Origin of the sequence: Nocardia sp. FDAARGOS_372, assembly GCF_002554515.1 — a bacterium.
Taxonomy (GTDB): Bacteria; Actinomycetota; Actinomycetes; order Mycobacteriales; family Mycobacteriaceae; genus Nocardia; species Nocardia farcinica.
The window spans coordinates 225301-250036 of sequence record NZ_PDDW01000001.1; the positions used below are offsets into that span (position 1 = coordinate 225301).

The following is a 24736-nucleotide window of genomic DNA, read 5'->3' on the forward strand; positions in this document are numbered from 1 at the left end:
CATGTTCGACCTCATCGCGCACGCCATCCCGGTCTTCGTCGTCTGCCTCGTGCTCGAGGCGGTCTCGTTCCATCTGCTGCCCGACGACGACGAACTCGGCTACCACGCCCGCGACACCGTCACCAGCCTGCTCATGGGCCTGGGCAACGTGGTGATCAACATCGGCTGGAAGCTCGTGGTGGTCGCCGTGTACGCCGCGGTGTATCTGGCCTCGCCGCTGCACCTGCCGACCGATCACCCGCTGACCTGGGTGCTGCTGTTCTTCGCCGACGACTTCGTCTACTACTGGTACCACCGCACCCATCACACGGTGCGGCTGTTCTGGGCCAGCCACGTCGCCCACCATTCGAGCAGGTTCTTCAACCTGTCCACCGCGCTGCGCCAGACCTGGACGCCGTTCACCGCGCTGCCGTACTGGCTGCCGCTGGCGCTGGTGTTCCCGCCGTGGATGGTGCTGCTCCAGCAGTCGATCAGCCTGCTCTACCAGTTCTTCATCCACACCGAGCGGGTCGGCACGCTGTGGCGGCCGATCGAGTGGGTGTTCGACACGCCCGCGCACCATCGCGTGCACCACGGCGCCAACGACGTCTACCTGGACCGCAACTACGGCGGCATCCTGATCGTCTGGGACCGGCTGTTCGGCACCTTCGAACCCGAGGGCGAACGGGTGCGCTACGGCCTGACCAAGAACATCGACACCTTCAACCCGGTGCGGGTGGCCACCCACGAGTTCGTGGCGATCTGGCGGGACGTGCGGGCCGCGCGCGACTGGCGCACCCGGTTCGGGCACCTGTTCCGCGGACCCGGGTGGGCGCCCGCGGACTGAGTCAGCGCTGGCGGCCGTAGCGGTCGGCCAGGCGGGCTTCGGTGCTCGGCGCGGGGGCGGGTGCGGATTCCGCCGGACCGGTCGCGGGTTCGGTGGTGCCGGGGTCGGTGGTCGGTGGCTGGCCGTCGGCCTTCTCCCTGCGCCGTTCCCGCAGCTCCGCGTAGACGAAGTAGCCCAGGCCGAGCGGCGCCATGATGCCGAACGCCAGCCACTGCAGCCCGTAGGACAGGTACGGTCCCGCGTCGAGCTGGGGGAGCGGGGTCGGGGCGAACGCGCCCGGCTGGCCTTCCGAGAGTTGCAGGTAGCCCCCGCGCTCACCCACCGGAATCGGGGTGAGTTGCTGCCCTATGACGGTGCCCGCCTGGGCGGTGTCGATCGAATAGACCTGGCGATAGCCGTCTTCCACCAGCGGCGGCCGCTCCGCGCTCACGCCCTCCGACAACCGCACCCGCGCCTCCAGGCGCTGCGGCCCGGTCGGCGGATCGGGCACCTGCGGCGGGCGGGATCCGTCGACCGCCGCGACCAGGCCGCGGTCGACCAGCAGCGTGCGGCCGTCGTCGAGCCGGAACGCCGCCAGCACCGCGTACCCGGGGGCGCCGTCGAGATGACGCAGCCGCACCAGCACCGTCGACTCCGGCACGAAACCGCCCGTGGCGATCACCCGCCGCCACTCGGACCGGGTGTCGGCCGGGGCGTCGAGCACCCCGGTGACGTCCACCGGTTCGGCGCGGACGGAATCGGCGATGAGCTGGTTGCGTTCCTCGGTCGCGGTGTTCTTGCCCAGCTGCCAGGGCGCGAGCACGGTGAAGCACAGGTAGGCGAAGGCCACCACGACCACGCCGAGGATCACCCAGCTCGGCCGCAGCAGGAACGTCAGCCGCCGCATCAGCGGCTGCCTTCCGCGACGGGTTCGCCGAGCGCGGCGCGCACCCAGTCGAGCAGGCCGGGAATGGCCGCTTCGATCTGCTCGCGGACGAGTTCGAAATCGGCGTCGTCGCCGTAGTAGGGGTCGGGCACGTCCGGGCCGTCGGCGTCCGGGTCGAAACTGCGCAGCAGCCTGCGCCGCTCGGCGGGCACGCCCAGCCGGGCCAGCTCCCGCTCGTGCCCGGTGTCCAGGGCGATCAGCAGATCGGCGTCCCGGTGATCGGGGCCGACGACGGCGGCGACATGGCCGACCGGGTAGCCGTAGCGGTGCAGGGTCGCGGTCGTGCGCGGGTCGGCGTCGTTGCCGACGTGCCAGGCCGTGGTGCCCGCGCTGGAGACCCGCACCCGGTCGTCGAGCCCGGCCAGGCGCAGATGATGCGCGACCATCTTCTCCGCCATCGGCGAACGACAGATGTTGCCGGTACAGACGAACGAAATGTGCAGCTCACCCACGACAGCCATTCTGGCCGTCGAGCGGGCGGGCCCGCCACGTAGGGTGGGGACTCGTGCCCTCCGACACAGTCGACCACGCGATGCTGCGCCACCACGGCGACGTCGACGCGCGTCCGGGGATGCTCGATTTCGCGGTGAACGTGCAGGGCAGCGCCCCGCCGCCGTGGCTGCGCGCCCGCCTCGCCGCCCGCCTGGACGACCTCGGCCGCTACCCCGCCGCGACCGACCACGCCGCGGCCGTCGCGGCGGTCGCCGCCCGGCACGGCCGCGACAGCGCCGAAGTGCTGCTGCTCGCCGGCGCCGCCGAAGGCTTCGCGCTGCTGCCCCGCCTGGCGCCCCGGCTGGCCGCGGTCATCCACCCGTCCTTCACCGAACCCGAGCTGGCCCTGCGCCAGGCCGGTGTCCCGGTGACCCGGGTGGTCCTCGACCGGCCCTTCACCCTCGACCCCGCCGCCGTCCCCGCCGCGGCCGACCTCGTGGTCGTCGGCAACCCCACCAACCCGACCTCGGTGCTGCACCCCGCCGACACCCTGCGCGCCCTGCGCAGGCCCGGTCGCCTCGTCGTCGTGGACGAAGCCTTCGCCGACGCCGTCCCCGGCGAGCCGGAGTCACTGGCCGGGTGGTCGGTCCCCGACGTGCTGGTTCTGCGCAGTCTCACCAAGACGTGGGCACTCGCGGGGTTGCGCTGCGGCTACGTCCTCGGGCACCCCGATCTGCTCGCCCGCCTCGGCCACGGCCGCCCGCACTGGCCCCTGGGCACCCTGCAACTCGAGGCCGTCACCGCCACCGCCGAACCCGCCGCCCTCGCCGAAGCCGAGCAGCGCGCGCGGGAGATCGCCGACGAACGCGCGGCGATGGTCGAGCGCCTGACCGCCCTCGGGATCGAGGTCCACACCCCGGCTCACGGCCCCTTCCTGCTGCTGCGCCTGGCCGACGGCGAACTGGCCCGCAAACATCTCGCCGAACAGGGGATCGCCGTCCGGCGCGCGGACACCTTCCCGGGGCTGGGCCCGGATCACCTGCGCGTCGCGGTCCGCGGGTCGGCCGACGTCGACCGGTTGGTCGAAGGGTTGCGGTCGGCGGGGGTGTGAGCGAGAGCCGCGGAATCGCCGGGGGCTGACCCTGGCGATCGGATTCTTCGGTGACCGCGACCCGGTGCGAGGCCAGGGCGGTTCCGGGCGGGTTGCGACCGGCGCCGGCGACCAGGCGGTCCACGGGCCACATCGGCGCGCCGGTCCGGTCCGTGTCGAGGATGCGAGACTGGATCGGATGGTGTGACGGACAGGGAGGCGTGATGGTGGTGCGGCTGGCGGATCTCGTCGCGGTGCTGGATGCGGCGTATCCGCCGACGCTGGCCGAGTCGTGGGATGCGGTCGGGCTGGTCTGCGGTGATCCCGAGGACGCGCTCACCCGGGTGCTGTTCGCGGTCGACGCGACGGCCGAGGTGGTCGCCGAGGCGATCGACTGGCGGGCGCAGGCCCTGGTCGTGCACCATCCACTGCTGCTGCGTGGCGTCGACACCGTCGCCGCGGACACCCCGAAAGGTGCGCTGCTGCACCGGCTGATCCGCTCCGGCTGCGCCCTGTTCACCGCGCACACCAACGCCGACTCCGCCGATCCCGGTGTCTCCGACGCGCTCGCCGACGCGCTCGGACTCGCCGTCACCGGCCCGCTGGAGCCGAAACCGGCGGCCGCCGTGGACAACTGGACAGTTCAGGTGCCGCGCACCCATACCGAGGCCGTGCTGGCCGCCCTGTTCGCGGCGGGGGCGGGTGGCAGCGGCGCCTATCGCGACTGCGCGATGCGGGTCGAAGCGCTCGGCCAGTTCCGCCCGGTGGCGGGGGCGAATCCGGCGATCGGCACGCTCGGTGAACTCCAGCGGGTCGAGGAGGACCGGGTCGAGGTCATCGCCCCGCCGAGCGCCCGCGCCGCGGTGCTCGCCGCCCTGCGCGCCGCGCACCCGTACGAGGAGCCCGCCTTCCACGTCGGCGAGCGGGCCGCGCTCCCGTCCGGGGTCGGCCTGGGCCGCGTCGGCACACTGCCCGAACCGGAGACGTTGCGCGCGTTCACCGCTCGCGTCGCCGCGGCGCTGCCGCCGACCGCGTGGGGCGTGCGGGCGGCCGGTGACCCGGACCGGATGATCGAGCGGGTCGCGGTGTGCGGCGGCGCCGGCGACTCCTTCCTCGGCACCGTCACCCGCCTCGGTGTCGACGCCTACGTCACCGCCGACCTGCGCCACCACCCCGCCGACGAGCACCTGCGCACACACGGCCCCGCCCTGGTCGACGCCGCGCACTGGGCCACCGAATTTCCCTGGTGCGCGCAGGCCGAGGGGATCGTCCGTGCCGCGCTGCCCGACCTGCAGACTTGGGTGTCCACGCTGCGCACCGATCCCTGGACCCTCGCCGCCGGAAGCTGACCGCGCCCACCGGGATTCGTTCCGGCGTGTCCGTCGAGGCGCGCGGAGCACGGCCGGGTTCGCCCGAATTCCCCTGCGCGAAGCGGGTACAACTAGCCCATGAACTTCCCGGTGGATTTCGGGATCGCGCAGATCGGGTTGATCCTGCTGATCCTCGTCGCGGTGGCCATGGTGATCTCGGCCGTGCTGAAGGTGCGCGCGGTGGGCCCGCGCGTGCTGCTTGCGCGCGGCGCAGGCGGGCTGGTGCTGCTCGTGGTGGCGGTGCTGTTGCTGTGGTTCGCGACCGTCCTGCAGACCTACCTCGGTCTCACCGGCGAGATCAAGGCCGCGCACGCGGTGGTGACACCGGTGGACGGAGCAGACCATCAGCTCGAGGTCGACCTCACCCTCTACGGTGACGAGGACACCCCCGAACGCCGCGAGACGTTCCGGGTCCAGGGCGATCTGTGGGTGCTGCAAGCCAACATCGTCGAACTCGAACCGTGGGTCAACGCCCTGGGCTTCCATTCCGGCTACAAGTTGACGAGGCTCTACGGCCAGCGCCTCGACGGTGTCGCCACCACCCAGAACCACATCTTCCTCGACGGGGAGGACCGCGACTTCTTCGAGGACATGCGCGACGGCGCCTGGTGGACCGACCCGTTCGTGCGCTCCGCCTACGGTAACGCCGTCATCGCCACCCCCGGCGAATACGACGTCTACATCTCCCGCGACGCCATCAAGACCCGGCCGGTGAACACCTGAGTCACCAGGCGGGCGCGCGCATCCGCTGCACGGCGTCGATGCGATGCTGCACCTGGCGCACCATCTCCGCCACCGGCGCGGGTGTCACCGAGAAGTCGTCGGCGTTGTGGTTGACCAGCACGTAGCGGCCGTCGTCGGGATAGTCCAGCCAGATGAAGGCGTGCCCGTCGTCGGTGGGACGGGCGTCGTAGGCGATGCCGGGGTAAACGGTGATCTCGCCCGCGCTGCTGCGCGGCCTGCGGAAGAAGCGGTTCAGCTCCTCCACCGGGTTCAGGCGCGTCGGATGCCGCGAATACACCGGTCGTTCCAGCTCCGAGCGGCGCCCGGTGAACGGCGCGTGCCCGCCGCCCCGGCTGCGCGGGAGCCGGGCGACCACCTCGGTGGCCACGGTGTGCGCGTAACACATGGTCAGCACGACGTCACGGCCGTGCTCGCGATCCGGCCCCGGTTGCTGCACCGCCACCGTCGCGACCTGATCGGCGATGCCGACGTGCAGCCGCACCACCTGCCGCAGATCCGGTCCCGCGAACCCGTGCACCTCGATGCGGACCTGCGGTTCGAGCAGCACCGTCAACGCCCGGTGCAACCGCTCGTCGAACACCTCCGACAGCCGCCGCGCCGTCTGCGCGCGCAGCCGCCGATAGTCGTCGCGATGCTCGAGGAACGGCGGCCGGTAACTCAGCGGATACGGCAGCCGGTCGCGGCCCAGCAGTTCCAGCGCGATCGTGAACGCGAGACCGTCCAGCTGCCACCGTAATTCGCTCATCCGCCGATGACCCCGCCCGGCGGTAGGACGCGCGGCTGCTCGCCCAGCAATTCGGTGGTGCGGTCCTGCACCAGGTAGTCCGGGATCTTGTGTTCGCTCTCGTCCTCGTCGCCGCGGCGGCCCGCGCCCGCACCCATCGCGCCCATACCCGGCATGCCCGCGCGCCCGGCGGCACCCGTGGCGGCGCGCGTCGCCGCGGCGCCGAGGCCGGTGGGCTGGGCGGTCTTCGCACCCGGCACACTCGACCCCGGGCTCGGCGTCGCGCCGGGCGAACCGAGGCCGGGAGCCCCGAGACCGGGCGAACCGAGGCTCGGAGTGCTCGAATTCGGCCTGCCCGACGGATCCGACAGCGACGAGCCCGGCGGTGCGGCCGAGGGGACCGTGCTCTGCGGCACCGTACTCTGCGGCTCGCTGCTCTGCGGATTCGTACCCTGCGGGTCCTCGTACGGCGAGTCGTCGGCCGGGTCGTCGCCCGCGGTGGGATCGTTCCGGCTCGAAGGATCCTGCGCCGCCGGGGTGTTCGGATTCCCGCTCGGATTCGTGCCCGCCGGATTCGTGCCGGGGGTTCCGGCACCGGGATTCCCGCCCGGCGTGCCGCTGCCGCCACCACCGGGTGGCGTACCCGGATTGCTCACCGGATTCGTCGGCTCCGGCAGGATCGGCGTCTGCTTGTCGACCGTCTCCGCGCCCTGCTGATAGACCTTCATGACCTCCTGCGCATGCGCGGTCGCCTCGTTCGCGCGATGCTGGCCCAGCTTCAACACCCCGTTGCCGGGAATGTGCCCGAGGAACTCGTCGACCCAGCTCACCTCCTCCGGCGGCGCCACCGACCGCTTCGCCTGGTCGAGATAGCCCTGGATCAGGTCGATGCCGTTGGCGACCTGCTGGAACCCGACGGTGAGCTGACGGAAATCCTTCGCATAGGAGAGGGTGGCGTCCATCGCGGCGTTGGAGGCTCGGCCCTTCCACAGCCGCTCGATGTCCTCCTCGACCCCGTTCTCGAACGTGTCGATCGCGAGCGTCGCCTGCTCGCACAACCGCCGCCAGCCGTCCGCTCCCGCGTTGATCTCGGCCTGCTCGACACCGCGCTGATCGCCCTTGCCGTTCAACGCCTCCCAGATCTGCTGATGCGTCCACGTCTCGAACGACTCCGGGTTCGTGATCGCCTGCGGCGCCGGATTGTTGTACTGGCTCGACAGCTGCCCCCACTCGTTCTGAATATGCTGCCGATCCCCCTCCCAGAACTTCGCCCCGTCCTCCCGCAACGACTCGTCCCGGGCGTTGTTCTCCGCCGACCTCTGATGCCCGTCCACACCCCAGGCCAGAACCGGCTGCCCCATCCCGGCCAGCGCCGCCTTGACGATGTCCAGCCCCGCAACCATCAGCCGACCCCCTCGGTCTGCGCATTCATCTCGCCTGCCGCAGATTGATCGGTCTGCTGGAGTTTGCCGATCGCCGCGGCGTAGGTGTCATGCATCAGCTCGACTATCGCGATGTTCTGATCGAGGCGGGCGACCGCCGAGTCGTTGAGATCGTGCTCGCCGCCGCCCGCTGCTTTTCGCTCGAACTTCTGCTTCAGCGCCAAAGACGAAGGAAGCAGACCATACCCGGAGAGGTGTTCGAGTCGCTGCGCTTTGGTCCTCATGGACCGAAGCTCCTGCAGCAGTGCCTCACAGCGAGAGCGCAAAGCCTCCCCAACTTGGAAGTCCATCTGGAAGTCCCCGGAGACAGCTTGCGACTCGAGCTGTCGCCACGAGGCTTCATGGTTGTTGTATGAATCAGTCATATGCGGCCTTCCCCGCGAGATCGAGTGCCGAGGCGCGTGCAGGACACGGGCGGTCAACCAGGAAGGTGGGGCTCCAGCTTGTGCGCGTACTCCACGGCCAAGGCGCAGAGATCGGGCTTCGTCGCAGCCGAACTCTCCCAGCCGATTGCGATCTCGAACATGCCTTGCTGCGCGGGTAGCGCTACGTAACAGCTGTTGCCTTGTCTGTCCGATTTGTCCTGTGTTACCAGTCCTTGGCGTCCGCCGACTGTCACCTCACGCAGAATGTTGAGCTTCTCGTTGTCCCGAGTCTCTGCGATCGTGTGGCTGGTCGAGAGCACGTCGACCTTGTATCGGTGATCCGCCGGGTACCAGCCACAGATCCGCCAGGACGCCGGTCCGTCCGCGTTGGTCGTCACGCTCTCGCTCGCAGGGTCCAATCCTGCTTCGCGAAGTGCAGAGTCGCTCAGTTGTGCGCAGGGATCGTAGACGTCCGCAGGAGCAGAAACGGTGGATGTCGTCGCCGCTCCATCGACGGTCGTCCCACACCCCACCACCCCCACAACCCCCACGGCGGCGACGATGGCGCGTAGGACTACTGCGATTCGCATGGTTCCCCCTGGCGGCGTCGGGACTGTCGGCCTAACTCTCGGCGTAACTATAGGACGCGGGCGGGGGCTGATCGGTTCCGCTGTTCGGGTGGGAAACGGGTGGCGAAGGGCGCGTGGTCCGGGTTCGCGGGGGAGGCGGCGGCCTGCGGGGTACGCTCGAGGCTTGGTTGCCGGGGTGGCCGGTGGCCGCATCCGTCCATAGTGTGCAGGAGTTCGCCCCCGTTGAATGTCGAACCATCGATCCAGGCCAAGCTGCTTCAGCTCGCGGCTGTCGACGCCGAACTGACGCGGATCGCGCACCGGCGCACGGTGCTGCCGGAGCAGCAGGAGGTGGCGCGGCTGGAGGCGCGGCGCAACGAGCACAAGGATGCCGCGGTGAAGGTGGAGATCGTGCTCGACGATCTGGACCGCGACATCAAGAAGCTGGAGGGCGAGATCGAGGCGGTCCGCAAGCGTGAGGAGCGTGACCGGGGGATGCTGACCTCGGGGTCGGTGGGTGCCAAGCAGCTGTCGGAGATCCAGCACGAGCTGGGCAGCTTGGAGCGGCGGCGCGGGGTGCTCGAGGACGAACTGCTCGAGGTGATGGAGCGGCGGGAGGCCTCGGCGTCGGATCACGATCATGCCGGTGCGCAGCTGACCAGGACCGAGCAGGAGCTGGCCGACGCACAGCGGCAGCGTGACGAGGCGCTGGCCGACCTGGACGTGGCGCAGGCCCGGTGCGAGAACGATCGCGGCGAGCTGGTGGGGTTGTTCCCCGACGAACTGTTGGCCGTCTACGACCGGCAGCGCGCGCAGCGCGGGGTGGGGGCGGCGCTGCTGCAGGCGCGCCGGTGCGGCGCGTGCCGGATCGAGTTGGATCGCGGCGAGATCGCGCGCATCGCCAAGACCGCGGCGGACGAGGTCGTGCGCTGCCCGGAGTGCGGCGCGATCCTGGTGCGTACCAAGGAATCCGGTTTGTGAGGCCATGTCCTATCCGAAGGTGATCGTCGAGGCCGACGGCGGGTCGCGGGGCAATCCGGGGCCTGCCGGGTACGGCGCGGTGGTGTTCGACGCCGACCATGTGGCGGTGCTGGCCGAGCGGCGTGAGAGTGTCGGCATCGCGACGAACAATGTCGCCGAGTACCGCGGGCTGATCGCCGGGCTGGAGGCGGCCGCCGAGCTGGGCGCGCGCACGGTGGACGTGCGGATGGACTCCAAGCTGGTGGTCGAGCAGATGTCGGGCCGCTGGAAGGTCAAGCACGCGGCGATGATCCCGCTGGCCGATCGCGCCCGACGGTTGGTGGCCGGGTTCGACGCGGTCACCTTCACCTGGATCCCGCGTGCGCAGAACGCACACGCCGACCGGCTGGCGAACGAGGCGATGGACGACGCGGCCGTGGTCGAGGAGGTGCGCACCGCCCGCGACGCGGGCCACGCGCCCACCGATCTCGGCGCGCACCGTGGAGCCGCACGTCCTGGTCCGGCGGCCGGCGAGGGCGCGGCAGCCCTTCCGGACAGCGGAACTGCCGACACCCGCGTGCTCCCCGACACCCCCGCCGACCCGGCCCCCGGCTGGACCGGCGCCACCGGACGTCCGACCCGCCTGCTGCTGCTGCGGCACGGTCAGACCGAGCTGTCCGTGCAGCGCCGTTACTCCGGTCGCGGCAATCCGCCGTTGACCGAGCTGGGTCGCGAGCAGGCGGCCCGCGCGGCGAAGATGCTGGCCGCCAAGGGCGGGATCGCCGCGGTGATCACCTCGCCGCTCGGCCGCGCCCGGCAGACCGCCGAGGCCGCGGCCGCCGCGCTCGGCGTCGACGTGCAGACCGACGACGGGTTGATCGAGACCGATTTCGGCGAATGGGAGGGCCTCACCTTCCGCGAGGCCGCCGAGCGCGACCCCGAACTGCATGCCGCGTGGCTGGGCGATCCGTCGGTGCCCGCCCCGGGCGGCGAGAGTTTCGATCAGGTGCGGGCCCGGGTGGAGGCGGCGCGGCGCGATCTGGTCGCCTTGTATCCGGGACGCAACCTGGTGGTGGTCAGTCACGTGACGCCGATCAAGACGTTGTTGCAGCTCGCGCTCGGGGTCGGCCCGTCGCTGCTCTACCGGCTGCACCTGGATCTGGCCTCGCTGTCGATCGCGGAGTTCTATCCGGACGGCGGCTCGTCCGTGCGCCTGGTCAACGACACTTCCTATCTGGCCTGACCGGCCCCGGCCGGCCCGGAGCGGCCGGGTTCGGGCAAATGGGTATCCATGGCGCCGCCCGCATGCGAAGGTTGTCGCGAGCGTGGACCGGCAGCGGCGCCGTCGTCCGCGTGGCGGGACGAATCCGCGTGCGGTCTTGGGTATTCGAGAGGGAGTAACTGCTGTGAGGTTGAGGTGGATGGCGGCCGCGGCGGCCGTCGTCGCGGGTGTGGGCACGGCCGTCACGGGGGCGGCGCAGGCCGCACCGGGGGGAGCGGTGCTGGGCGGCGGCTCGGGACTGATCTTCGAGAACAATTCGGCGTGCTCGCTGACGGCGATCGGCTACGACAACGCGAACCGGTTGGTCGGCCTCACCGCCGGGCACTGCGCCCCCACCGGGGCCCGGCTGGCGGCGGAGTCGGCGCTGGACGCGGGTGTCGTCGGTGTGGTCGCCTACTCCGACAACGGGGAGGGCTTGGATTTCGCTGTGTTGCAGTTCGATCCGGCGAAGGTGACGCCGGTGCGCACGGTCGGCCCGACCACCATCAACGGCCTGGGTGCGACGCCGACGCCGGGCACGACAGTGTGTTCGAACGGCCGCACCAGCGGATCCGGTTGCGGGGTGGTGTGGGGAAATCTGGACGAGACCGTCACGCTCAACCAGGCCTGCTCGAAGCCGGGCGATTCGGGTGGCCCGGTGACCGTCGGTGACCGGCTGGTCGGGATGAACCAGGGCCGGGTCACCGGCATCTCGGGCATCCGCTTCGATCTGCCGTGCAGCAGCTCCGCCAACCCCATTCACTCGCCCGCCTATTTCGCGCCGATCGAGGTGATCCTCACCGCCGTGGACGCCATCGGCGGGGTCGGCGCGGGCTTCCGCACGGCCTGACCGTCCCCCGATTCGCCCCTGTGCCGACCGGTGCGGGGGCGAATTCGTTTGTCCGGACCGCTGTTCCGGTTTGGCACGGTGCGACCCGGGTATGCCGCCCGCGATGTCGGAGGTGAGTGTCTGATGAGTTCCGAGACGGCGGTGCGGCATGGTCCCGCGCTGGACTGGTCCGGCGGGCCCGCGCGGCTGAACTGGCGATCCTGGTGGGGCGTGTTGCGGCGTACGGTGACCGAGTTCCGCGCCGACAACGTCACCGACTGGGCCGCGGCGCTCACCTATTACAGTGTCCTGTCGGTCTTTCCGGGCATCATCGTGCTCACCGCACTGCTCGGCGCGCTCAGCCCCACGGCCACCGACGAACTGGTGACGAGCATCCGCGAGATCGGTCCGGGCAGCGGTACCCAGCTGCTCGTCGACGCCATCGGGGAGTTGCGCGGCGCGAGCAGCCTGGCCGGGCCGATGGCGCTGTTCGGCGTGGCGACGTCGTTGTGGACGGCCTCGGGCTACATCGGGGCGTTCATGCGCGCCGCCAACGCCATCTACGAGGTGGAGGAGGGGCGCCCGCTGTGGAAGACGGTGCCGGTGCGGGTCGGTCTCACCGCGGCGATGGTGGTGCTGATCGCGGTGACCGCCGTGGGCGTGGTGGCCACCGGCGGCGTCGCGCGCCGGGTCGGTGACTGGCTCGGCCTGGGACCGACCGCGGTCGCGGTGTGGGAGGTGGCGAAGTGGCCGGTGCTGGCCGTGCTGGTCAGCCTCGCCTTCGCGCTGCTGTACTGGGTGGCGCCGAACGCGCGCCAGCCGGGCTTCCGGTGGTTGAGTCCGGGCAGTGTGCTGGCCGTGCTGGTGTGGGTGCTCGCCTCGGCCGGTTTCGCCTTCTACGTCGCGAATTTCGGTTCCTACAACAAGGTGTACGGCTCACTCGGCGGTGTCGCGGTGTTCCTGGTCTGGGTGTGGATATCGAACGTCGCGGTCCTGCTCGGTGCGGAATTCGATGCCGAATTGGCCCGCGGGCGCCGGATCGAGCAGGGCCTGCCGCCCGACCAGGAGCCGTTTCTGCCGCCCCGGGACGACTGGGACGACGACCCGGACGCCGCCCCGCGTTGAGCGCGGGGCGGGCCGGAATTCACGGCCGCAACACCGAAACCAGGAATTCGGTCTGGTCGTAGACGGCCTGTTCGAAGACGTCGTCGAAATAGACGTCGAAATGCCCCACCGGATACCGTTTGACCACCGCGTGTTTGGTGCGCTCCGCGGCTTTGAGCGCCGGTTCGACCGGGGCCACGGAATCGTTGTCGGCGATCGCGTAGAACACCGGCATCTTCAACTCCTTGGCGTGCTTGCCCGGTGCGTCGAACAGTGCGGAGAAAGCCACCCGGGCGGCCACTTTCGGTTCGTAGGTCGCGCTCTCCTCGGCGAGCCTGCCGTAGCCCTCCGGTACGTCGGGCGCGCTCATCAGCGCGGCGGCGCGTTTGCGCCCGGCCAGCCGGATCCGGACCGGTTTGCGGCGCAGCGACCCGATCACCAGATCGGTGGCGGCGATGGTGGCGACCTTGGTCAGGCTCGTCGGCCCTTTGGCCCACGCCGACGCCCAGCCGCTGGTGAACGGCACCTGCGCCACCACGGCGGCGATGTAGTCGTCCTCGGGGGCCACGGTGAGCACGTGACCCGCGCCGAAGGATGTGCCCCACAGGGCGATCCGGGTCTTGTCGATGCCGCGCAGGGTGCGGGCGAAGGCGATGGCCGCGCGCCAGTCCTCGCGCTGCCTGCCGATGTGCAGCAGTTGCCGCGGGTCGCCCTCACTGGCGCCGAAGTGCCGGTAGTCGAACACCAGCACGCCCATCCCTGCGGCGGCGAATCGGCGGGCGTACCTGTCGAGCCCCATGTCCCGCGTGCCCCCCAGACCGTGCCCCATCACCACGAGCGGGCGGGGCTTGGGGACGCCTGCGGGAGGATACAGCCAGGCGGCGCACTGCTGGCCCCCTGAGACGAAACTGACCTCGAGACGTTCCATGACCCCTAACCGTACTGGCGGACGGGCCCGCCCACCGGCCGGGGCGGGCGCGGCGGGTAGTCTGGACAGGCGGACGAGTTGGTCGGGCGGCCGCGGCGACGGGAACGGGCACGCTGGTGTCGCAGCCCGGCGCCGAGGAAAGTCCGGACTCCACAGAGCAGGGCGGTTGCTAACGGCAACCCGGGGTGACCCGCGGGACAGTGCCACAGAAAACAGACCGCCCACGGCCCTGCGGGGCCGTGCGGTGAGGGTGAAACGGTGCGGTAAGAGCGCACCAGCGCCCCGGGTGACCGGGGCGGCTCGGTAAACCCCGCCCGGAGCAAGGTCGAAGGTCGCATTCGTTCGCGAGTGCGGCTGCGCAGGCGCTCGAGGGCTGCTCGCCCGAGCCTGCGGGTGGACCGCTCGAGGCACCCGGCGACGGTGTGCCCAGATGGATGGCCGCCACCCGGTGCGAACCGGGGACAGGATCCGGCTTACAGACCAACTCGTCCGCCCCGCCGGCTCGCCCTGGCGCGGAACGCTTTTCGGGGCGCACCGCCGCGGCCGGCGGTGCGCCGGGGCATCAGCACATGTACTTGGCGGTGGTGTAGATCGCGCGGGCCTCCTCGGTGGTGGCGGCGGTGCCGCCGGAGCCGGTGCGCTCGACGATGCCGTCGACCACGGCGTCCTCGGACTTGCCGCCGGTGATGTCGGAGCAGGTGCCGGTGAACAACTCGGCGATCTGGGCGTCGCTGCGCCCCTCGGCGAGCTTGGGGAAGGCGCTGCGGTAGCTGACCACGAACATGCCCGCCTTGGCGGTGTCGGGGACGCTGCCCGCCGGGGCGGACGCGGCGGGGGAGGAGCTGGTGCCCGGGGCGCCGGCATCATCGGCGTTGTCGCCACAGCCCGCGATGAGCAGGGCGAACAGGGTGGTGCTTACCGCGAGTGCGGCGGAGGTTCTCGTCACGCCGCGGGATGGTATCCGCCCCGGGGCGAAGGTCGCCTCCCGTCGGGTGAACGGAAGGCGACGACTCGATGGCCTGGAAGCGGGCGGATCAGGCCGGGTCGATCAGGAAAACCTGCGCCCAATAGGCGGCCTGCTCGGGGCCGACCAGGGGCAGCAGGTAATCGAAAACGATCGATGACATCAGTGCGGTACTCCAATTGTTCGACGTAGGGGCTTCGCTGGAAACGGGCGAGAGAATTCCGGCCCGGTCCGGCCACCGAACACTAGCAGTCCGGGCCCGGTGCGCCGAGACGGTCGGGACGGCTCGTGGGGGATTTGTGTGGAAGTGGCACACAGGGTGATGGACGTCATAGAGTGGTCGCCGTTGGCAGGGCCCGGTGCCGGGCAGCAGCGGGCCGATTCGTTACATCTATGCGGGAAGCAGGTCTCAACACATATGCGGGTAGTTCGTTCCCTGGTCGCCGGTGCTTTCATCGCCGGTGCCGCTTCTGTTCTCGCCGTGCTCGGTGCCGGTTCCGCGAATGCGGTGGCCGTGACCCCGCTGCCGGGCGGCGTGCAGGTCGACCTGAGCCACGCCGATACGAAATGGGTGGCCGACAACAACTTCGGACGGGTGATCGGCAGCCTGCCGCATCCGTCCGCGCCGTCGTTCGGTGAGGCGCTCGACGCCGCGGCCGAGCTGTCGTCGCAGTACCCGACCGGGCGGGTGACCTTCACCGTGTTCGGTCCGCTCGATCAGCTCAACGGCACCATGCTGGCCCTGCAGTAACGTACCCGTACGTGGAACTGCACCAGCGGATCGTCTCGGCGCCGGTCGACTTCGGCGCCATCAGATCCGAATTCGGGTTGGCCTCGGCGTATCCGGCCGAGGCCATCGCGGAAGCCCGCGACGCGGCCGACGCGTTCGCGGGCACCCGGGTCGATCGCACCGACATCGACCTGGTCACCATCGACCCGCCCGGCGCCCTCGATCTCGACCAGGCCCTGTGCCTGCGGCGCACGCAGACGGGTTTCCTGCTCCACTACGCGATCGCCGACGTCGGCGCCGTGATCGCCCCGGACGGCGCGCTCGCCCGCGAGTCCGGTGCCCGGGGCCAGACCTTCTACCTGCCGGACGGCACCGTCCCGCTGCATCCCCCGGTGCTCGCCGAAGACGCCGCCAGCCTGCTTCCCGACCGCGTCCGCCCGGCCGCGCTGTGGACGATCGAACTCGACGAGGCCGCCGAGCCGGTCCACTACGAGGTGACCAGGGCGCTGGTGCGCTCCCGCGCCCGCCTCGACTACGCGGGCGTGCAGGCCGACGCCGACGCGGGCCGCCTGCACCCCTCGATCGCGGCCCTGCCGGAGTTCGGCACCCGGCGCATCGAGGCGGGCCTGGCCCGCGGCGCGATCGGGCTGCGCCTGCCCGCGCAGAGCGTCGTGCGCGACGGCGCCAACCACGGACACTGGCGGCTCGTGCTGGAGCCGCGCACCGCCGCCGACGACTGGAACGAGCAGGTCTCGCTGCTCACCGGCATGTGCGCGGCGCGGATCATGCTCGACACCCCGGCGCCCGAGCGGATCGGGTTGCTGCGCACCATGCCGTCGCCACCGGAATCCGCGGTCGCCTCCCTGCGCCGCACCGCCGCCGCACTGGGTGTGCCCTGGCCCGCGGACGTGCCGGTAGGCAGGCTGCTGGCCGGTCTCGATCCGAACAGCCCCGCCGGCCTGGTGCTGATGTCGGAGGCGACCAGCCTGCTGCGCGGCGCCGCCTACACGATCCTCACCGGCGCCGACGGCGAGGAGTCGTTGCACCACAGTGGGCTCGGCGCGCCCTATGCCCACGTCACCGCGCCGCTGCGCAGGCTGTCCGATCGGTTCACCACCGAGATCTGCCTGGCCCGGTGCGCGGGCACCGAGGTGCCGTCCTGGGTGCGCGCGGGCCTCGCCGCGGCCGCCGACACGATGAAGCGCACCGACGGTCTCGCGAACAAGGTCGACCGCGCCTGCATCGACCTCACCGAGGCCACCCTGCTGGCGCCCCGGATCGGCACCGAGTTCGAGGCGTCGGTGCTGCGGGCGGCCGAGGGCAACCGGCCCGCGGAGATCTTCGTCGCCGATCCGCCCCTGCTCGGTCCGTGCACCGGCGAGCCGCCGGAAGGGCAGCGGGTGCGGGTGACGCTGACGACGGCCGACCCGGTGAGCCGCACGATCGGCTTCGCGTACCGAGCCTGATCGGTTCCCGTCCGGCGCGCCCCGGCACCAGTCAGTCTGCTCGCGTGAATACCTGCGCCGCGTGCGGATACCGCGCCAGGCACCGCTGCGCCGCGGCGGCTTCGGTGGCCGCCAGGTTGCGGTAGACGGTGGTGTCCTCGCCCGCCCGTTCGGCCGCGGCGGCGGCGTCGAGCAGGGCGTGTTCGGACTCCACCGCGTCGCGGTGATCGCCGAGGACGGTTTGCAGGTGTTTGGCGCGTTCCCGCTGGGTGGCGGCGGCCTCGCCGAGCACGCGCTCGGCGGCCTCGGCGCAGTAGCGCAGCCGTTTGGCGCTCTTGCGGATGTCGTGCAGCGCCTCGAGCCGGTCGGCCGCCGGCACGCTCGGCTCGCCGCGGATCTGCGCCTCCAACCGTTCGCTGTCGCGTTCGAGCACCACACCGAAGAACTCCGCGGCGGGCCGGGCGGCACGGGCGGGGCGCAGCGGCGGCTGCGCGCGCCAGCGCTCGAGGGCCCGCCGCAGCGCGCGGTACCGCTCGCCGTCGAGGACGTCCAGCACCGCGGCATGGGCGCTCGCGTAGCGCTCCCGCTCGCCGTCGACCAGCCGGGCCGCGACGGCCGCGCGGTGATCCGCGCTGGTCTCCCGGTCGGCGGCGAGCAGGGCGGTGAAACGCTCGGCTCGCACCTCCGCGTCCCGGGCGGCGCCGAGCAACCCGGCCAGCCATCGCAGTTCCGCGCCGAGTTCGGCGGCCGGATCCTTGTGCAGCAGTGTGCGATAGGACTTCAGCACGCTGCGCAGCCTGCGCGTCGCCACCCGCATCTGGTGCACCGAATCGGGGGCGTCGGCCCGCACTTCGGGCTCGGCGGCGAGCAGTCGATCGATGTCGGCTGCCAGCGCGGCGGCGAGCGCGGACCCGGCGTCGCTCATTCAGCCCTCCTTCGCGAACCGATCCGTGGCCTCGACCAGGTGGTGGACGATGCCGGGCTCGTTGGCGGCGTGTCCGGCGTCGTCGACGATGTGCAGCCGCGATCCCGGCCACGCCCGGTGCAACTCCCAGGCGCTCACCGCCGGGCAGACGATGTCGTGGCGGCCCTGCACGATCTCCACCGGCAGGTGCGCGATCCGGTCGATGTCGCGCAGCAGCTGGCCTTCGGCGAGGAAGCCGCCGTGGCGGAAGTAATGGTTCTCGATGCGGGCGAACGCGATCGCGAACCGCGGCTCGGCGGTCTCGGCGACCCGATCCGGGTGCGGCAGCAGGGAACTCGTCGACCCCTCCCACACCGACCAGGCGACGGCCGCCCGCTCGACCACCGCGGGGTCGGGGGAGTGCAGCAGCCGGTGGTAGGCCGCCACCAGGTCGCCGTCGCGTTCGTCGGCGGGCACCGGTGCGAGGAACTTCTCCCACTCGTCGGGGTAGACGTAGCCGGCGGCGCCGTTGTAGTACCAGTCGATCTCCTTGCGCCGCAACAGGAACACTCCGCGCAACACCATCTCCGTGACCCGCTCGGGATGGCGTTGCGCGTAGGCCAGCGCCAGCGTGGAGCCCCAGGACCCGCCGAACACCTGCCAGCGTTCGACGCCCAGATGCTCGCGCAGCGCCTCGATGTCGGCGACGAGATGCCAGGTGGTGTTGACCGACAGGTCCGCGCCGTCGGCGATGTGCGGGGTGGAGCGGCCGCATCCGCGCTGGTCGAACAGCACGATCCGGTAGCAGGCCGGGTCGAAGAAGCGCCGGTGCAGCGGTGCGGTACCACCGCCGGGGCCGCCGTGCAGGAAGACCACCGGCTTGCCCTCGGGGTTGCCGCTGACCTCCCAATACACCCGTTGGCCGTCCCCGACGTCGAGCATGCCGGAGTCGAACGGCTCGATCGGCGGATACAGTTCGCGGCGCATCACAGCCCCACGACGACCGTCGCCAGATCCGGCACCTCGAGCGCCTCGATGGCCTGCTGGCGCACGTCCGGGCAGCTCTTGCTGGTCGCGGTGTCGACGACGGTCTTGTTGTTGAGCACGTCGATGCCGTTCTGCAGGCCCCACGGGTGCACGATCAGGTTCAATCCGACCCGGCCGAGCGTCGGGCCCTGGACGCGGAAGTTGGAGAGTTCGGGGCGGATCGCGTCGCACAGCTTCTGCGCGGCCGCCTCGCTCACCTGCGGTTCCGGTCGCTGGGTGGTGGGCGCCTGGGTGGCGGGGGCCGACGAGGTGGTCGGCCCCGAGCTACCGGCGGGGTTCGGGTCACCGGACGTGCCGCACGCGCTCAACGCCGCGACGGCGAACGCGGCGGCGACCAGCATGGGGCTGCGGGAGATCCAACGGCTGTGCGGCATCGATACCTCTGCTCGAGTCGAGAATGTCGGCTCCGAGTCTGCCATTTCCCGCCGCGGGCGGCGCGCAACCGACGGACGAGCGGGCCGGACGGCGAACCGGCCGGCCCGCTCGGATGCCGTGTCAGAAGCTGTGCTCGGGCCCGGGGAAGGTGCCCTCGCGGACCTCGGCGGCGTAGGCGGCCGCCGCCGCGCGCAGCTGGTCGCCGATGTCGCCGAAGCGCTTGACGAACTTGGCGGTCTTGCCGCTGGTGTACCCGGCCATGTCCTGCCACACCAGCACCTGCGCGTCGCAGTCGGGACCGGCGCCGATGCCGATCGTCGGGATGGTGAGCTTGCGGGTGACCTGTCCGGCCAGCTCCGCGGGCACCATCTCCATCACCACCGAGAACGCGCCCGCCTCCTGCACCGCGATCGCGTCGGCGATGAGCTGTTCGGCGCCGTCGCCGCGGCCCTGCACCCGGAACCCGCCGAGGGTGTTCACGCTCTGCGGGGTGAAACCGATGTGCGCCATCACGGGAATGCCCGCGGCGGTGAGCAGCGCGATCTGCTCGGCCACGCGCTCGCCACCCTCCAGTTTCACCGCGTGCGCGCCGCCCTCCTTCATGAAACGGGTGGCGGCCGCCAGCGCCTGCTGCGCCGAGCCCTCGTAGGTGCCGAACGGCAGGTCGGCGACCACCAGGGCGTGCGGTGCGCCGCGCACCACGCCGCGCACCAGCGGGATCAGTTCGTCGACGGTGATCGGCACGGTGGTGTCGTAGCCGTAGACGACGTTGGCGGCGGAGTCGCCGACCAGCAGGACCGGGATGCCCGCCTCCTCGAACAGTCGCGCCGAGGAGTAGTCGTAGGCGGTGAGCATCGCCCAGCGCTCACCGTCGGCCTTCATCTGCCGCAGGTGCGGGATGCGCGTCTTGCGCCGCGGCTGAGCCGGCTGCGCCGCACCGTAGGCAGGGGTTTCCGAATCGGATACGGACATCGTCGTCCCTTTCGTGTTGTCGCCTCGAGGCCACTCTCGGGTCCCCGGGTTCTCTGACGCCTCCAGTGTGCCACCCGGGGTCGCCGCGGAAACAGGGGCGCACGCGGGTGCGATTGGTCACAGGGACGTCCCCGGATGCGTCGCCGTCACCGCCCCCGGCCCGCCGCGCCGTGCGACGACGCGACGGTGGAACTGCGTCGCGCGTGTCGGGCCGTGGGCATCGGCGTGGTGACCGCGGGCGAACACGAGGGACCCGATCGTGTGCGCCGGGCGGTCCCGGCGCTGTCGACGCGGTGGTGGTGAGCCTGGCCGCCCCGCTGGAGTTCCGCTACGACGGCGCCGTCCATACCGCCCGGACCGTGGGGACCGGACTGATGCGGCCGGGGGCGCGACGCCTGCGACGGTGCTGCGCTCCCCGCAGCCGGTGGTCTACGCCGAGTTGGCGCCCGCAGCCCTGCGGCATCGGCGTGCCGCTGAGCGACGTGGACGCGGGCGGTCTCGCGGCCGACGCGGTGCTGCCGTGGGTGGACGCGCTGTGCGAGGAATTGGCCGGCCGGCCGGTCGGTGACCGAGTGCACGTCCTGCGCGTCCGCCTCCTCGAGCGGCTGGACGGTACCGATCGCGCCGCCGGACCCGACGACGCCTTCCGGACGCTGGGCAGTATCCGCGCCGGTGGCGGGACGGTGCCGGTGTCGACCCCGGCCCGCGAGGCGCACCTGAGCCCACGGCGCTTGCGCGAGATGATGCGCCGTGCCCCGGGAGTGACGCCCGAGTTCGCCTCCCGGGCGGCGTGGCGGCCACCGTCGCCCTGTCCCACAGCGTTCCGGAGTGGGGATGGTGTGACCCCGACTCGAGCGGCGGCTCACCGGTGCTGATCATGCTCACCGTGCCCGACCCCGGCGCGACGGCGGCACAGATGGTCCGGCACGGCGGCGAACTCGTGATTCCGGTGGAGAACCGTCCGTACGGTCGACGGCAAGGCCGCGTGCGTGACCCGTTCGGCCACCTGTGGGTGCTGGGCGGCGAACCGCGCTAGACCTTCGCGTTCCGCAGCTCCGCGGCGAGTGCCATTCCCGGAGAATCCGTCGTGCCGCCCGGCGGCGCCCGCGACCAGGGCGGGGTCGACGTGTACTCGAAGCTGTGGCTGATCGAGGCGGTGTCGCCTGGGTGCTCGGGGTCGAACAGGCCGGGCACGCGAAGAAGCTCGGCCGATCCACCGCCGTGCGTCCGCCTCGCCGGTTACATTGGGCGGCAATCGGATCGGGACGGCGGCGAACGGGTGGTAGGCGATGGTGGGGTTCTTCACCAGACGGGGTGAGGTGTTCCACCCCGAGCCGGTGGCGGTGAGCTGGTGGCGGCCGGACCATCTCGGCGGCGTGGCGGTGTGCGGGCTGCTGGGCCGAGGGTTGGAAGCGCTGTGCCCCACGGGCTTCGTGCCCGCCCGATTCACCGCCGATCTGTTCGCGCCGGTGTTCGACGCACCGATCGAACTCCGCGCCGACGTGATCCGCGCCGGTTCCAGGATCGTCGTCGCGGAGGTGTGGATCGTGCAGGACGGGCACGAACGGGTGCGTGCCTCGGGGGTGTTTCTGCGCCGGGGCGAGCAGCCGCCGGGCCGGGTGTGGACGCGGGACCTCGACCTGCCGGTGCCGCCGCCGGGCTGCGTGCCCGTCGACGGCGGGCCGCCGCTGTTCCGGAGCGGCAGCGCGGCCTGGACCGGGGATTTCGCGGCGAATCAGAACGCCGACCGCAAGGCGTCCTGGCACAGCATGCCGCCGGTCGTGATCGGAGAGCAGGCCACGCCCTTCCAACGGGCGGCACTCACCGCCGACGCGGCGAATCAGGTGTGCCACTGGGGCACGCACGGCGCCGGTTACATCAATGCCGATGTCACCCTGGCGCTCTCGCGTCTGCCAGCGGGCTTCGAGCTCGGCCTCTACGCCGAGAACACCTTCGCCGACGCCGGCATCTCGATCGGCACCGCGATCGTGTACGACCGCGTCGGACCGCTGGGCACCTGCACCGTGACGACGCTGTCGAACGCCCATCGCCAGGTCGACCTCGCGGCCGTCGCGCGTGATCGCATCCCGAATCGACCGTAGGAGGCATCCGGTCGCGAACGGCCGCACCGTCACGAACATTAAACTCCCCCCGTGCGCGTCTTCCTCGCCGGTGCGACCGGCGTTCTCGGTGTTCGGCTGCTGCCGCTGCTGGTCGCGGCGGGTCACCAGGTCGCGGGTACCACCCGCGCCGTCGAGCGGGCCGCGGGGATCGCGGCGGCGGGTGGCGTGCCGGTGGTCGTGGACGTCTACGACCGGGCGGCGCTGACCGACGCGGTGGTCGGATTCCGTCCCGACCTGGTCATGCATCAGCTCACCGACCTTCCCGACGACCCCGCGCAGATCCCCGCCCGTGCCGACGCCAACGCCCGCATCCGCACGGAGGGCACCGCGAACCTGATCGCGGCCGCCACCGCGGCCGCCGCGCCGCGCTTCCTGGCGCAGAGCATCGCCTGGACGCCGCCCGGTCGCGGTGACGCCGTCGCGGTCCACGAACGGGCCGTCCTCGGGATCGGTGGTGTGGTGGTCCGATACGGCCAGCTCTACGGCCCGGGCACCTACTACGAATCCGAGCCGCCGACGCACCCCCGCATCCACGTCGACGACGCCGCGGCCCGGACGATTCCGCTTCTCGAGGCCGACAGCGGCGTGGTGGTCCTGGCCGAATCAGACGGTGACGCCGACTGACTCCCGCCGGGCAGGCAGCTCGGCGGCGACCAGCCCGACGAGCAGCGCCGCCTCGCCCACGTTGCCGAGCGGCGGCACGGCCACGGCGGCCGCCGACGCGCCGATCAGCACCACCGTGCCGATCAGCAGCGTCCGCGCGGACTCCTTGCGCCACAGCACGATTCCGGCGGCAAGCATGACGATGCCGACCACCAGCGCGGGCACCGGCGGCGCGGGATGTTCGGCCGCGTAGCGCAGGGTGTCGGCGTACTCGCGCGGCACCAGCCGCAGATGGGGTAGTTCGGTCAGCACACCCCCGGCCAGCAGCGCGCCGGTGAGCACCACGGCCGTCCACCACCAACCGCGTGCGGCGGACACCGATCGGTCGCGACGCCCGTCCTCCGTGCCGTGCCGCGCCCCGAGCCGGTCCGCCGCCCAGACGATCAACAACGGCGTGAGCACCGCGTGCGCGACGAACCGCGGCACGCTCAGCACGTGCAGGAAAGCCCCCTCGCCGAGCACCGCACCCAGCCCGATCACCGCAGAGTCATAGGCCAGCCCCACCCCGACCACACCCAGCAACCAGACCCGCGGCACCCGGGTGACCCGCGTCCACAACACCCCCACACAGGCCAGCTGCCCGGCCGCGACGAGCAGCAGCAGCGCGGACACCACGGCGGTTCAGACCACCCCGGCCGCGCGCAGCTCCGCCAGCTCCTCGGCGCTCTTGCCCAGCAACCCCCGGTAGATCTCCTCGTTGTGCTGCCCCGGGTGGGCCGAGCCCGCGTTCCGGATCCGTCCCGGTGTCTGCGACAGCACCGGGACGATGCCGGGCCCCAGCACCGCGCGCCCGATCCGCTCGTCGTAGTGCTCGGCGATCATGCCGCGCGAGCGCAGCTGCGGATCGCGCACGACCTCGGCCACGGTGTTGATCGGCCCGGAGATCACCCCGGCGGCGTTGAGCGTGGCGATGATGTCGTCGGGCTGCCGCTGCGCCGCCCAGTCGCCGATGATGCGGTCCAGCTCGTCCTGGTTGCGCCCGCGCGCGACGTGGTCGGCGAAGCGCGGGTCGTCGGCGAGTTCCGGTTGCCCCATCGCGGCGCACAGGCGACGGAAGACCGTGTCCTGGTTCGCGGCGATCACCACCCAGCTGCCGTCGGCGCTGCGGTAGATGTTCGAGGGCGCGATGCCTTCCAGGCGGGTGCCGGACGGGCCGCGCACCACCCCGCCCACGTCGTAGTCGGGAATGGTGGATTCCTGGATGGCCAGGCAGGATTCGGTCAGCGCGGCGTCGACGACCTGCCCTTCGCCGGTGACGGTGCGACGGTAGAGCGCGGCCAGCGCGCCCTGCACCGCGAACATGCCCGCCAGGCTGTCACCCAGCGACAGCGCCAGGCGCGGCGGCGGACCGCCCGGGAAGCCGTTCATGTGCCGCAGGCCGCTGGCGGCCTCGGCCACCGAGGCGTACCCGGCCTTGTGCGCGTCCGGGCCGGTCTGGCCGTAGCCGGACACCCGCACCAGGATGATGCCGCGGTTGCGCGTGCGCAGCGTCTCGTAGTCCAGGCCCCATTTCTCCAGGGTGCCGGGGCGGAAGTTCTCGACGACGATGTCCGAGCGCGCGACCAGCTCCAGGAACAGGTCGCGGCCCGCGGGCTCGCGCAGGTTCAGCGTGAGCGCCTTCTTGTTGCGGGCGTGCACGGTCCAGAAGAAGTGGTGGCCGTCGAGTTCGGCCTGCCCCCAGGTGCGCAGCGGGTCGGGACGGTCGGGTGGCTCGATCTTGAGCACCTCGGCGCCCATGTCGCCCAGCAGGCGGGCGGCGAACGGCCCGGAGATCAAGGTGCCGACCTCGAGCACGCGGATGCCGTCCAGCGCGCCGGGGGTCTCGGTGGTGTCGGAAGGGTTCATGTGGTGGGTGCCAGATCGTGTCGGTGCAACCAGTCCCCGATGATCCGCACCGCTTCGGTGAGGGGCTCGCGCTGGTTCGGACCAGATAGTAGTGGTTGG

27 protein-coding genes and 1 other RNA gene are annotated in these 24736 nt (G+C 71.6%); 14 read left to right on the plus strand and 14 right to left on the minus strand.

Annotation, left to right across the window (positions count from 1 at the left end; translation table 11 throughout):
• Nucleotide 1 precedes the first annotated feature (1 nt).
• Nucleotides 2-826 carry a sterol desaturase family protein gene (locus tag CRM89_RS01260; protein ID WP_098083034.1) on the plus strand — a complete coding sequence of 275 codons (825 nt, stop codon included), beginning with the start codon at nucleotides 2-4 and terminating at the stop codon, nucleotides 824-826.
• 1 nt (nucleotide 827) lies between these two features.
• Here CRM89_RS01260 and CRM89_RS01265 read toward each other — a convergent pair whose 3' ends face one another.
• Together CRM89_RS01265 and CRM89_RS01270 are read right to left on the minus strand one after the other, a co-directional pair.
• Complete coding sequence (locus tag CRM89_RS01265) at nucleotides 828-1712, minus strand: SURF1 family protein (RefSeq protein ID WP_098083035.1); 885 nt, start codon at nucleotides 1710-1712, stop codon at nucleotides 828-830.
• A complete protein-coding gene (locus CRM89_RS01270; protein WP_011208162.1) occupies nucleotides 1712-2212 on the minus strand; it encodes a low molecular weight protein-tyrosine-phosphatase in 501 nt (166 codons plus the stop codon). Before CRM89_RS01270 ends, CRM89_RS01265 begins: the two co-directional genes overlap by 1 nt.
• Before the next feature lie 44 nt (nucleotides 2213-2256).
• On the opposite strand from CRM89_RS01270, the gene cobC reads away from it, so the two are divergent.
• The 3 genes from cobC (at nucleotide 2257) to CRM89_RS01285 (ending at nucleotide 5366) form a co-directional block, all read left to right on the plus strand.
• Nucleotides 2257-3294 carry an Rv2231c family pyridoxal phosphate-dependent protein CobC gene (gene cobC / locus CRM89_RS01275; protein ID WP_098083036.1) on the plus strand — a complete coding sequence of 346 codons (1038 nt, stop codon included), beginning with the start codon at nucleotides 2257-2259 and terminating at the stop codon, nucleotides 3292-3294.
• A 203-nt stretch (nucleotides 3295-3497) separates the two neighbouring features.
• Nucleotides 3498-4622: a Nif3-like dinuclear metal center hexameric protein gene (locus CRM89_RS01280; RefSeq protein WP_098083037.1), complete on the plus strand. Its 1125-nt coding sequence runs from the start codon at nucleotides 3498-3500 to the stop codon at nucleotides 4620-4622.
• A 99-nt stretch (nucleotides 4623-4721) separates the two neighbouring features.
• Nucleotides 4722-5366, plus strand: coding sequence for a hypothetical protein (locus CRM89_RS01285; RefSeq protein ID WP_060592690.1), 645 nt, complete (start codon nucleotides 4722-4724; stop codon nucleotides 5364-5366).
• Nucleotide 5367: 1 nt separating this feature from the next.
• Here CRM89_RS01285 and CRM89_RS01290 read toward each other — a convergent pair whose 3' ends face one another.
• The 4 genes from CRM89_RS01290 to CRM89_RS01305 form a co-directional block, all read right to left on the minus strand.
• The gene (locus CRM89_RS01290) at nucleotides 5368-6132 is read right to left on the minus strand and encodes an ESX secretion-associated protein EspG (protein WP_011208167.1); all 765 of its coding nucleotides are present in this window, start codon (nucleotides 6130-6132) and stop codon (nucleotides 5368-5370) included.
• Nucleotides 6129-7514 (minus strand): hypothetical protein, encoded by a 1386-nt coding sequence (locus tag CRM89_RS01295; RefSeq protein ID WP_098083038.1) that lies wholly within the window; start codon nucleotides 7512-7514, stop codon nucleotides 6129-6131. The genes CRM89_RS01290 and CRM89_RS01295 overlap by 4 nt, the downstream gene beginning before the upstream one ends.
• Nucleotides 7514-7777, minus strand: coding sequence for a hypothetical protein (locus CRM89_RS01300; RefSeq protein ID WP_228821996.1), 264 nt, complete (start codon nucleotides 7775-7777; stop codon nucleotides 7514-7516). Before CRM89_RS01300 ends, CRM89_RS01295 begins: the two co-directional genes overlap by 1 nt.
• 194 nt (nucleotides 7778-7971) lie before the next feature.
• Complete coding sequence (locus CRM89_RS01305; RefSeq protein WP_098083040.1) at nucleotides 7972-8508, minus strand: DUF3558 domain-containing protein; 537 nt, start codon at nucleotides 8506-8508, stop codon at nucleotides 7972-7974.
• A 222-nt stretch (nucleotides 8509-8730) separates the two neighbouring features.
• On the opposite strand from CRM89_RS01305, the gene CRM89_RS01310 reads away from it, so the two are divergent.
• From CRM89_RS01310 to CRM89_RS01325, 4 genes are all read left to right on the plus strand, one after another.
• Nucleotides 8731-9468, plus strand: coding sequence for a zinc ribbon domain-containing protein (locus CRM89_RS01310; RefSeq protein WP_041559984.1), 738 nt, complete (start codon nucleotides 8731-8733; stop codon nucleotides 9466-9468).
• 4 nt (nucleotides 9469-9472) lie between these two features.
• Complete coding sequence (locus tag CRM89_RS01315; protein WP_098083041.1) at nucleotides 9473-10690, plus strand: bifunctional RNase H/acid phosphatase; 1218 nt, start codon at nucleotides 9473-9475, stop codon at nucleotides 10688-10690.
• A gap of 178 nt (nucleotides 10691-10868) precedes the next feature.
• The gene (locus CRM89_RS01320) at nucleotides 10869-11558 is read left to right on the plus strand and encodes a hypothetical protein (RefSeq protein WP_011208172.1); all 690 of its coding nucleotides are present in this window, start codon (nucleotides 10869-10871) and stop codon (nucleotides 11556-11558) included.
• 123 nt (nucleotides 11559-11681) lie between these two features.
• Nucleotides 11682-12662 carry a YihY/virulence factor BrkB family protein gene (locus CRM89_RS01325; protein ID WP_098083042.1) on the plus strand — a complete coding sequence of 327 codons (981 nt, stop codon included), beginning with the start codon at nucleotides 11682-11684 and terminating at the stop codon, nucleotides 12660-12662.
• Nucleotides 12663-12681: 19 nt separating this feature from the next.
• On the opposite strand, the gene CRM89_RS01330 is transcribed toward CRM89_RS01325, so the two are convergent.
• Nucleotides 12682-13569: an alpha/beta hydrolase gene (locus tag CRM89_RS01330; protein WP_011208174.1), complete on the minus strand. Its 888-nt coding sequence runs from the start codon at nucleotides 13567-13569 to the stop codon at nucleotides 12682-12684.
• A gap of 74 nt (nucleotides 13570-13643) precedes the next feature.
• Here CRM89_RS01330 and rnpB point away from each other — a divergent pair.
• Nucleotides 13644-14061: RNase P RNA component class A (rnpB, locus tag CRM89_RS01335), an RNA gene on the plus strand.
• A gap of 70 nt (nucleotides 14062-14131) precedes the next feature.
• On the opposite strand, the gene CRM89_RS01340 is transcribed toward rnpB, so the two are convergent.
• A complete protein-coding gene (locus CRM89_RS01340; RefSeq protein WP_011208175.1) occupies nucleotides 14132-14515 on the minus strand; it encodes a hypothetical protein in 384 nt (127 codons plus the stop codon).
• Between the two features lie 319 nt (nucleotides 14516-14834).
• Here CRM89_RS01340 and CRM89_RS01345 point away from each other — a divergent pair, with 319 nt between their 5' ends.
• Nucleotides 14835-15284: a hypothetical protein gene (locus CRM89_RS01345; protein ID WP_228787242.1), complete on the plus strand. Its 450-nt coding sequence runs from the start codon at nucleotides 14835-14837 to the stop codon at nucleotides 15282-15284.
• Nucleotides 15285-15295: 11 nt separating this feature from the next.
• On the plus strand, nucleotides 15296-16729 hold the full coding sequence (locus tag CRM89_RS01350) for an RNB domain-containing ribonuclease (RefSeq protein WP_011208177.1): 1434 nt from the start codon (nucleotides 15296-15298) through the stop codon (nucleotides 16727-16729).
• 31 nt (nucleotides 16730-16760) lie between these two features.
• Here CRM89_RS01350 and CRM89_RS01355 read toward each other — a convergent pair whose 3' ends face one another.
• From CRM89_RS01355 to panB, 4 genes are all read right to left on the minus strand, one after another.
• The gene (locus CRM89_RS01355; RefSeq protein ID WP_098083043.1) at nucleotides 16761-17633 is read right to left on the minus strand and encodes a CHAD domain-containing protein; all 873 of its coding nucleotides are present in this window, start codon (nucleotides 17631-17633) and stop codon (nucleotides 16761-16763) included.
• On the minus strand, nucleotides 17634-18599 hold the full coding sequence (pip, locus tag CRM89_RS01360; protein ID WP_098083044.1) for a prolyl aminopeptidase: 966 nt from the start codon (nucleotides 18597-18599) through the stop codon (nucleotides 17634-17636).
• Nucleotides 18599-19033 carry a hypothetical protein gene (locus tag CRM89_RS01365; RefSeq protein WP_098083045.1) on the minus strand — a complete coding sequence of 145 codons (435 nt, stop codon included), beginning with the start codon at nucleotides 19031-19033 and terminating at the stop codon, nucleotides 18599-18601. The genes pip and CRM89_RS01365 overlap by 1 nt, the downstream gene beginning before the upstream one ends.
• 121 nt (nucleotides 19034-19154) lie before the next feature.
• On the minus strand, nucleotides 19155-20006 hold the full coding sequence (gene panB, locus CRM89_RS01370) for a 3-methyl-2-oxobutanoate hydroxymethyltransferase (RefSeq protein ID WP_011208181.1): 852 nt from the start codon (nucleotides 20004-20006) through the stop codon (nucleotides 19155-19157).
• A gap of 790 nt (nucleotides 20007-20796) precedes the next feature.
• Between panB and CRM89_RS01375 the strand changes: the two genes are divergently transcribed.
• The 3 genes from CRM89_RS01375 (at nucleotide 20797) to CRM89_RS01385 (ending at nucleotide 22753) form a co-directional block, all read left to right on the plus strand.
• A complete protein-coding gene (locus CRM89_RS01375) occupies nucleotides 20797-21042 on the plus strand; it encodes a VOC family protein (protein ID WP_229434935.1) in 246 nt (81 codons plus the stop codon).
• A 253-nt stretch (nucleotides 21043-21295) separates the two neighbouring features.
• Entirely contained in the window at nucleotides 21296-22108 is an 813-nt protein-coding gene (locus CRM89_RS01380; RefSeq protein WP_098083046.1) for an acyl-CoA thioesterase domain-containing protein, read from the plus strand.
• A gap of 51 nt (nucleotides 22109-22159) precedes the next feature.
• On the plus strand, nucleotides 22160-22753 hold the full coding sequence (locus CRM89_RS01385; RefSeq protein WP_060592672.1) for an NAD-dependent epimerase/dehydratase family protein: 594 nt from the start codon (nucleotides 22160-22162) through the stop codon (nucleotides 22751-22753).
• On the opposite strand, the gene CRM89_RS01390 is transcribed toward CRM89_RS01385, so the two are convergent.
• On the minus strand, nucleotides 22733-23407 hold the full coding sequence (locus tag CRM89_RS01390; RefSeq protein ID WP_098083047.1) for a hypothetical protein: 675 nt from the start codon (nucleotides 23405-23407) through the stop codon (nucleotides 22733-22735). The two genes, CRM89_RS01385 and CRM89_RS01390, sit on opposite strands and share 21 nt — an antisense overlap.
• Before the next feature lie 6 nt (nucleotides 23408-23413).
• On the minus strand, nucleotides 23414-24637 hold the full coding sequence (locus CRM89_RS01395) for a CaiB/BaiF CoA-transferase family protein (RefSeq protein ID WP_098083048.1): 1224 nt from the start codon (nucleotides 24635-24637) through the stop codon (nucleotides 23414-23416).
• Between the last annotated feature and the right edge of the window lie 99 nt (nucleotides 24638-24736).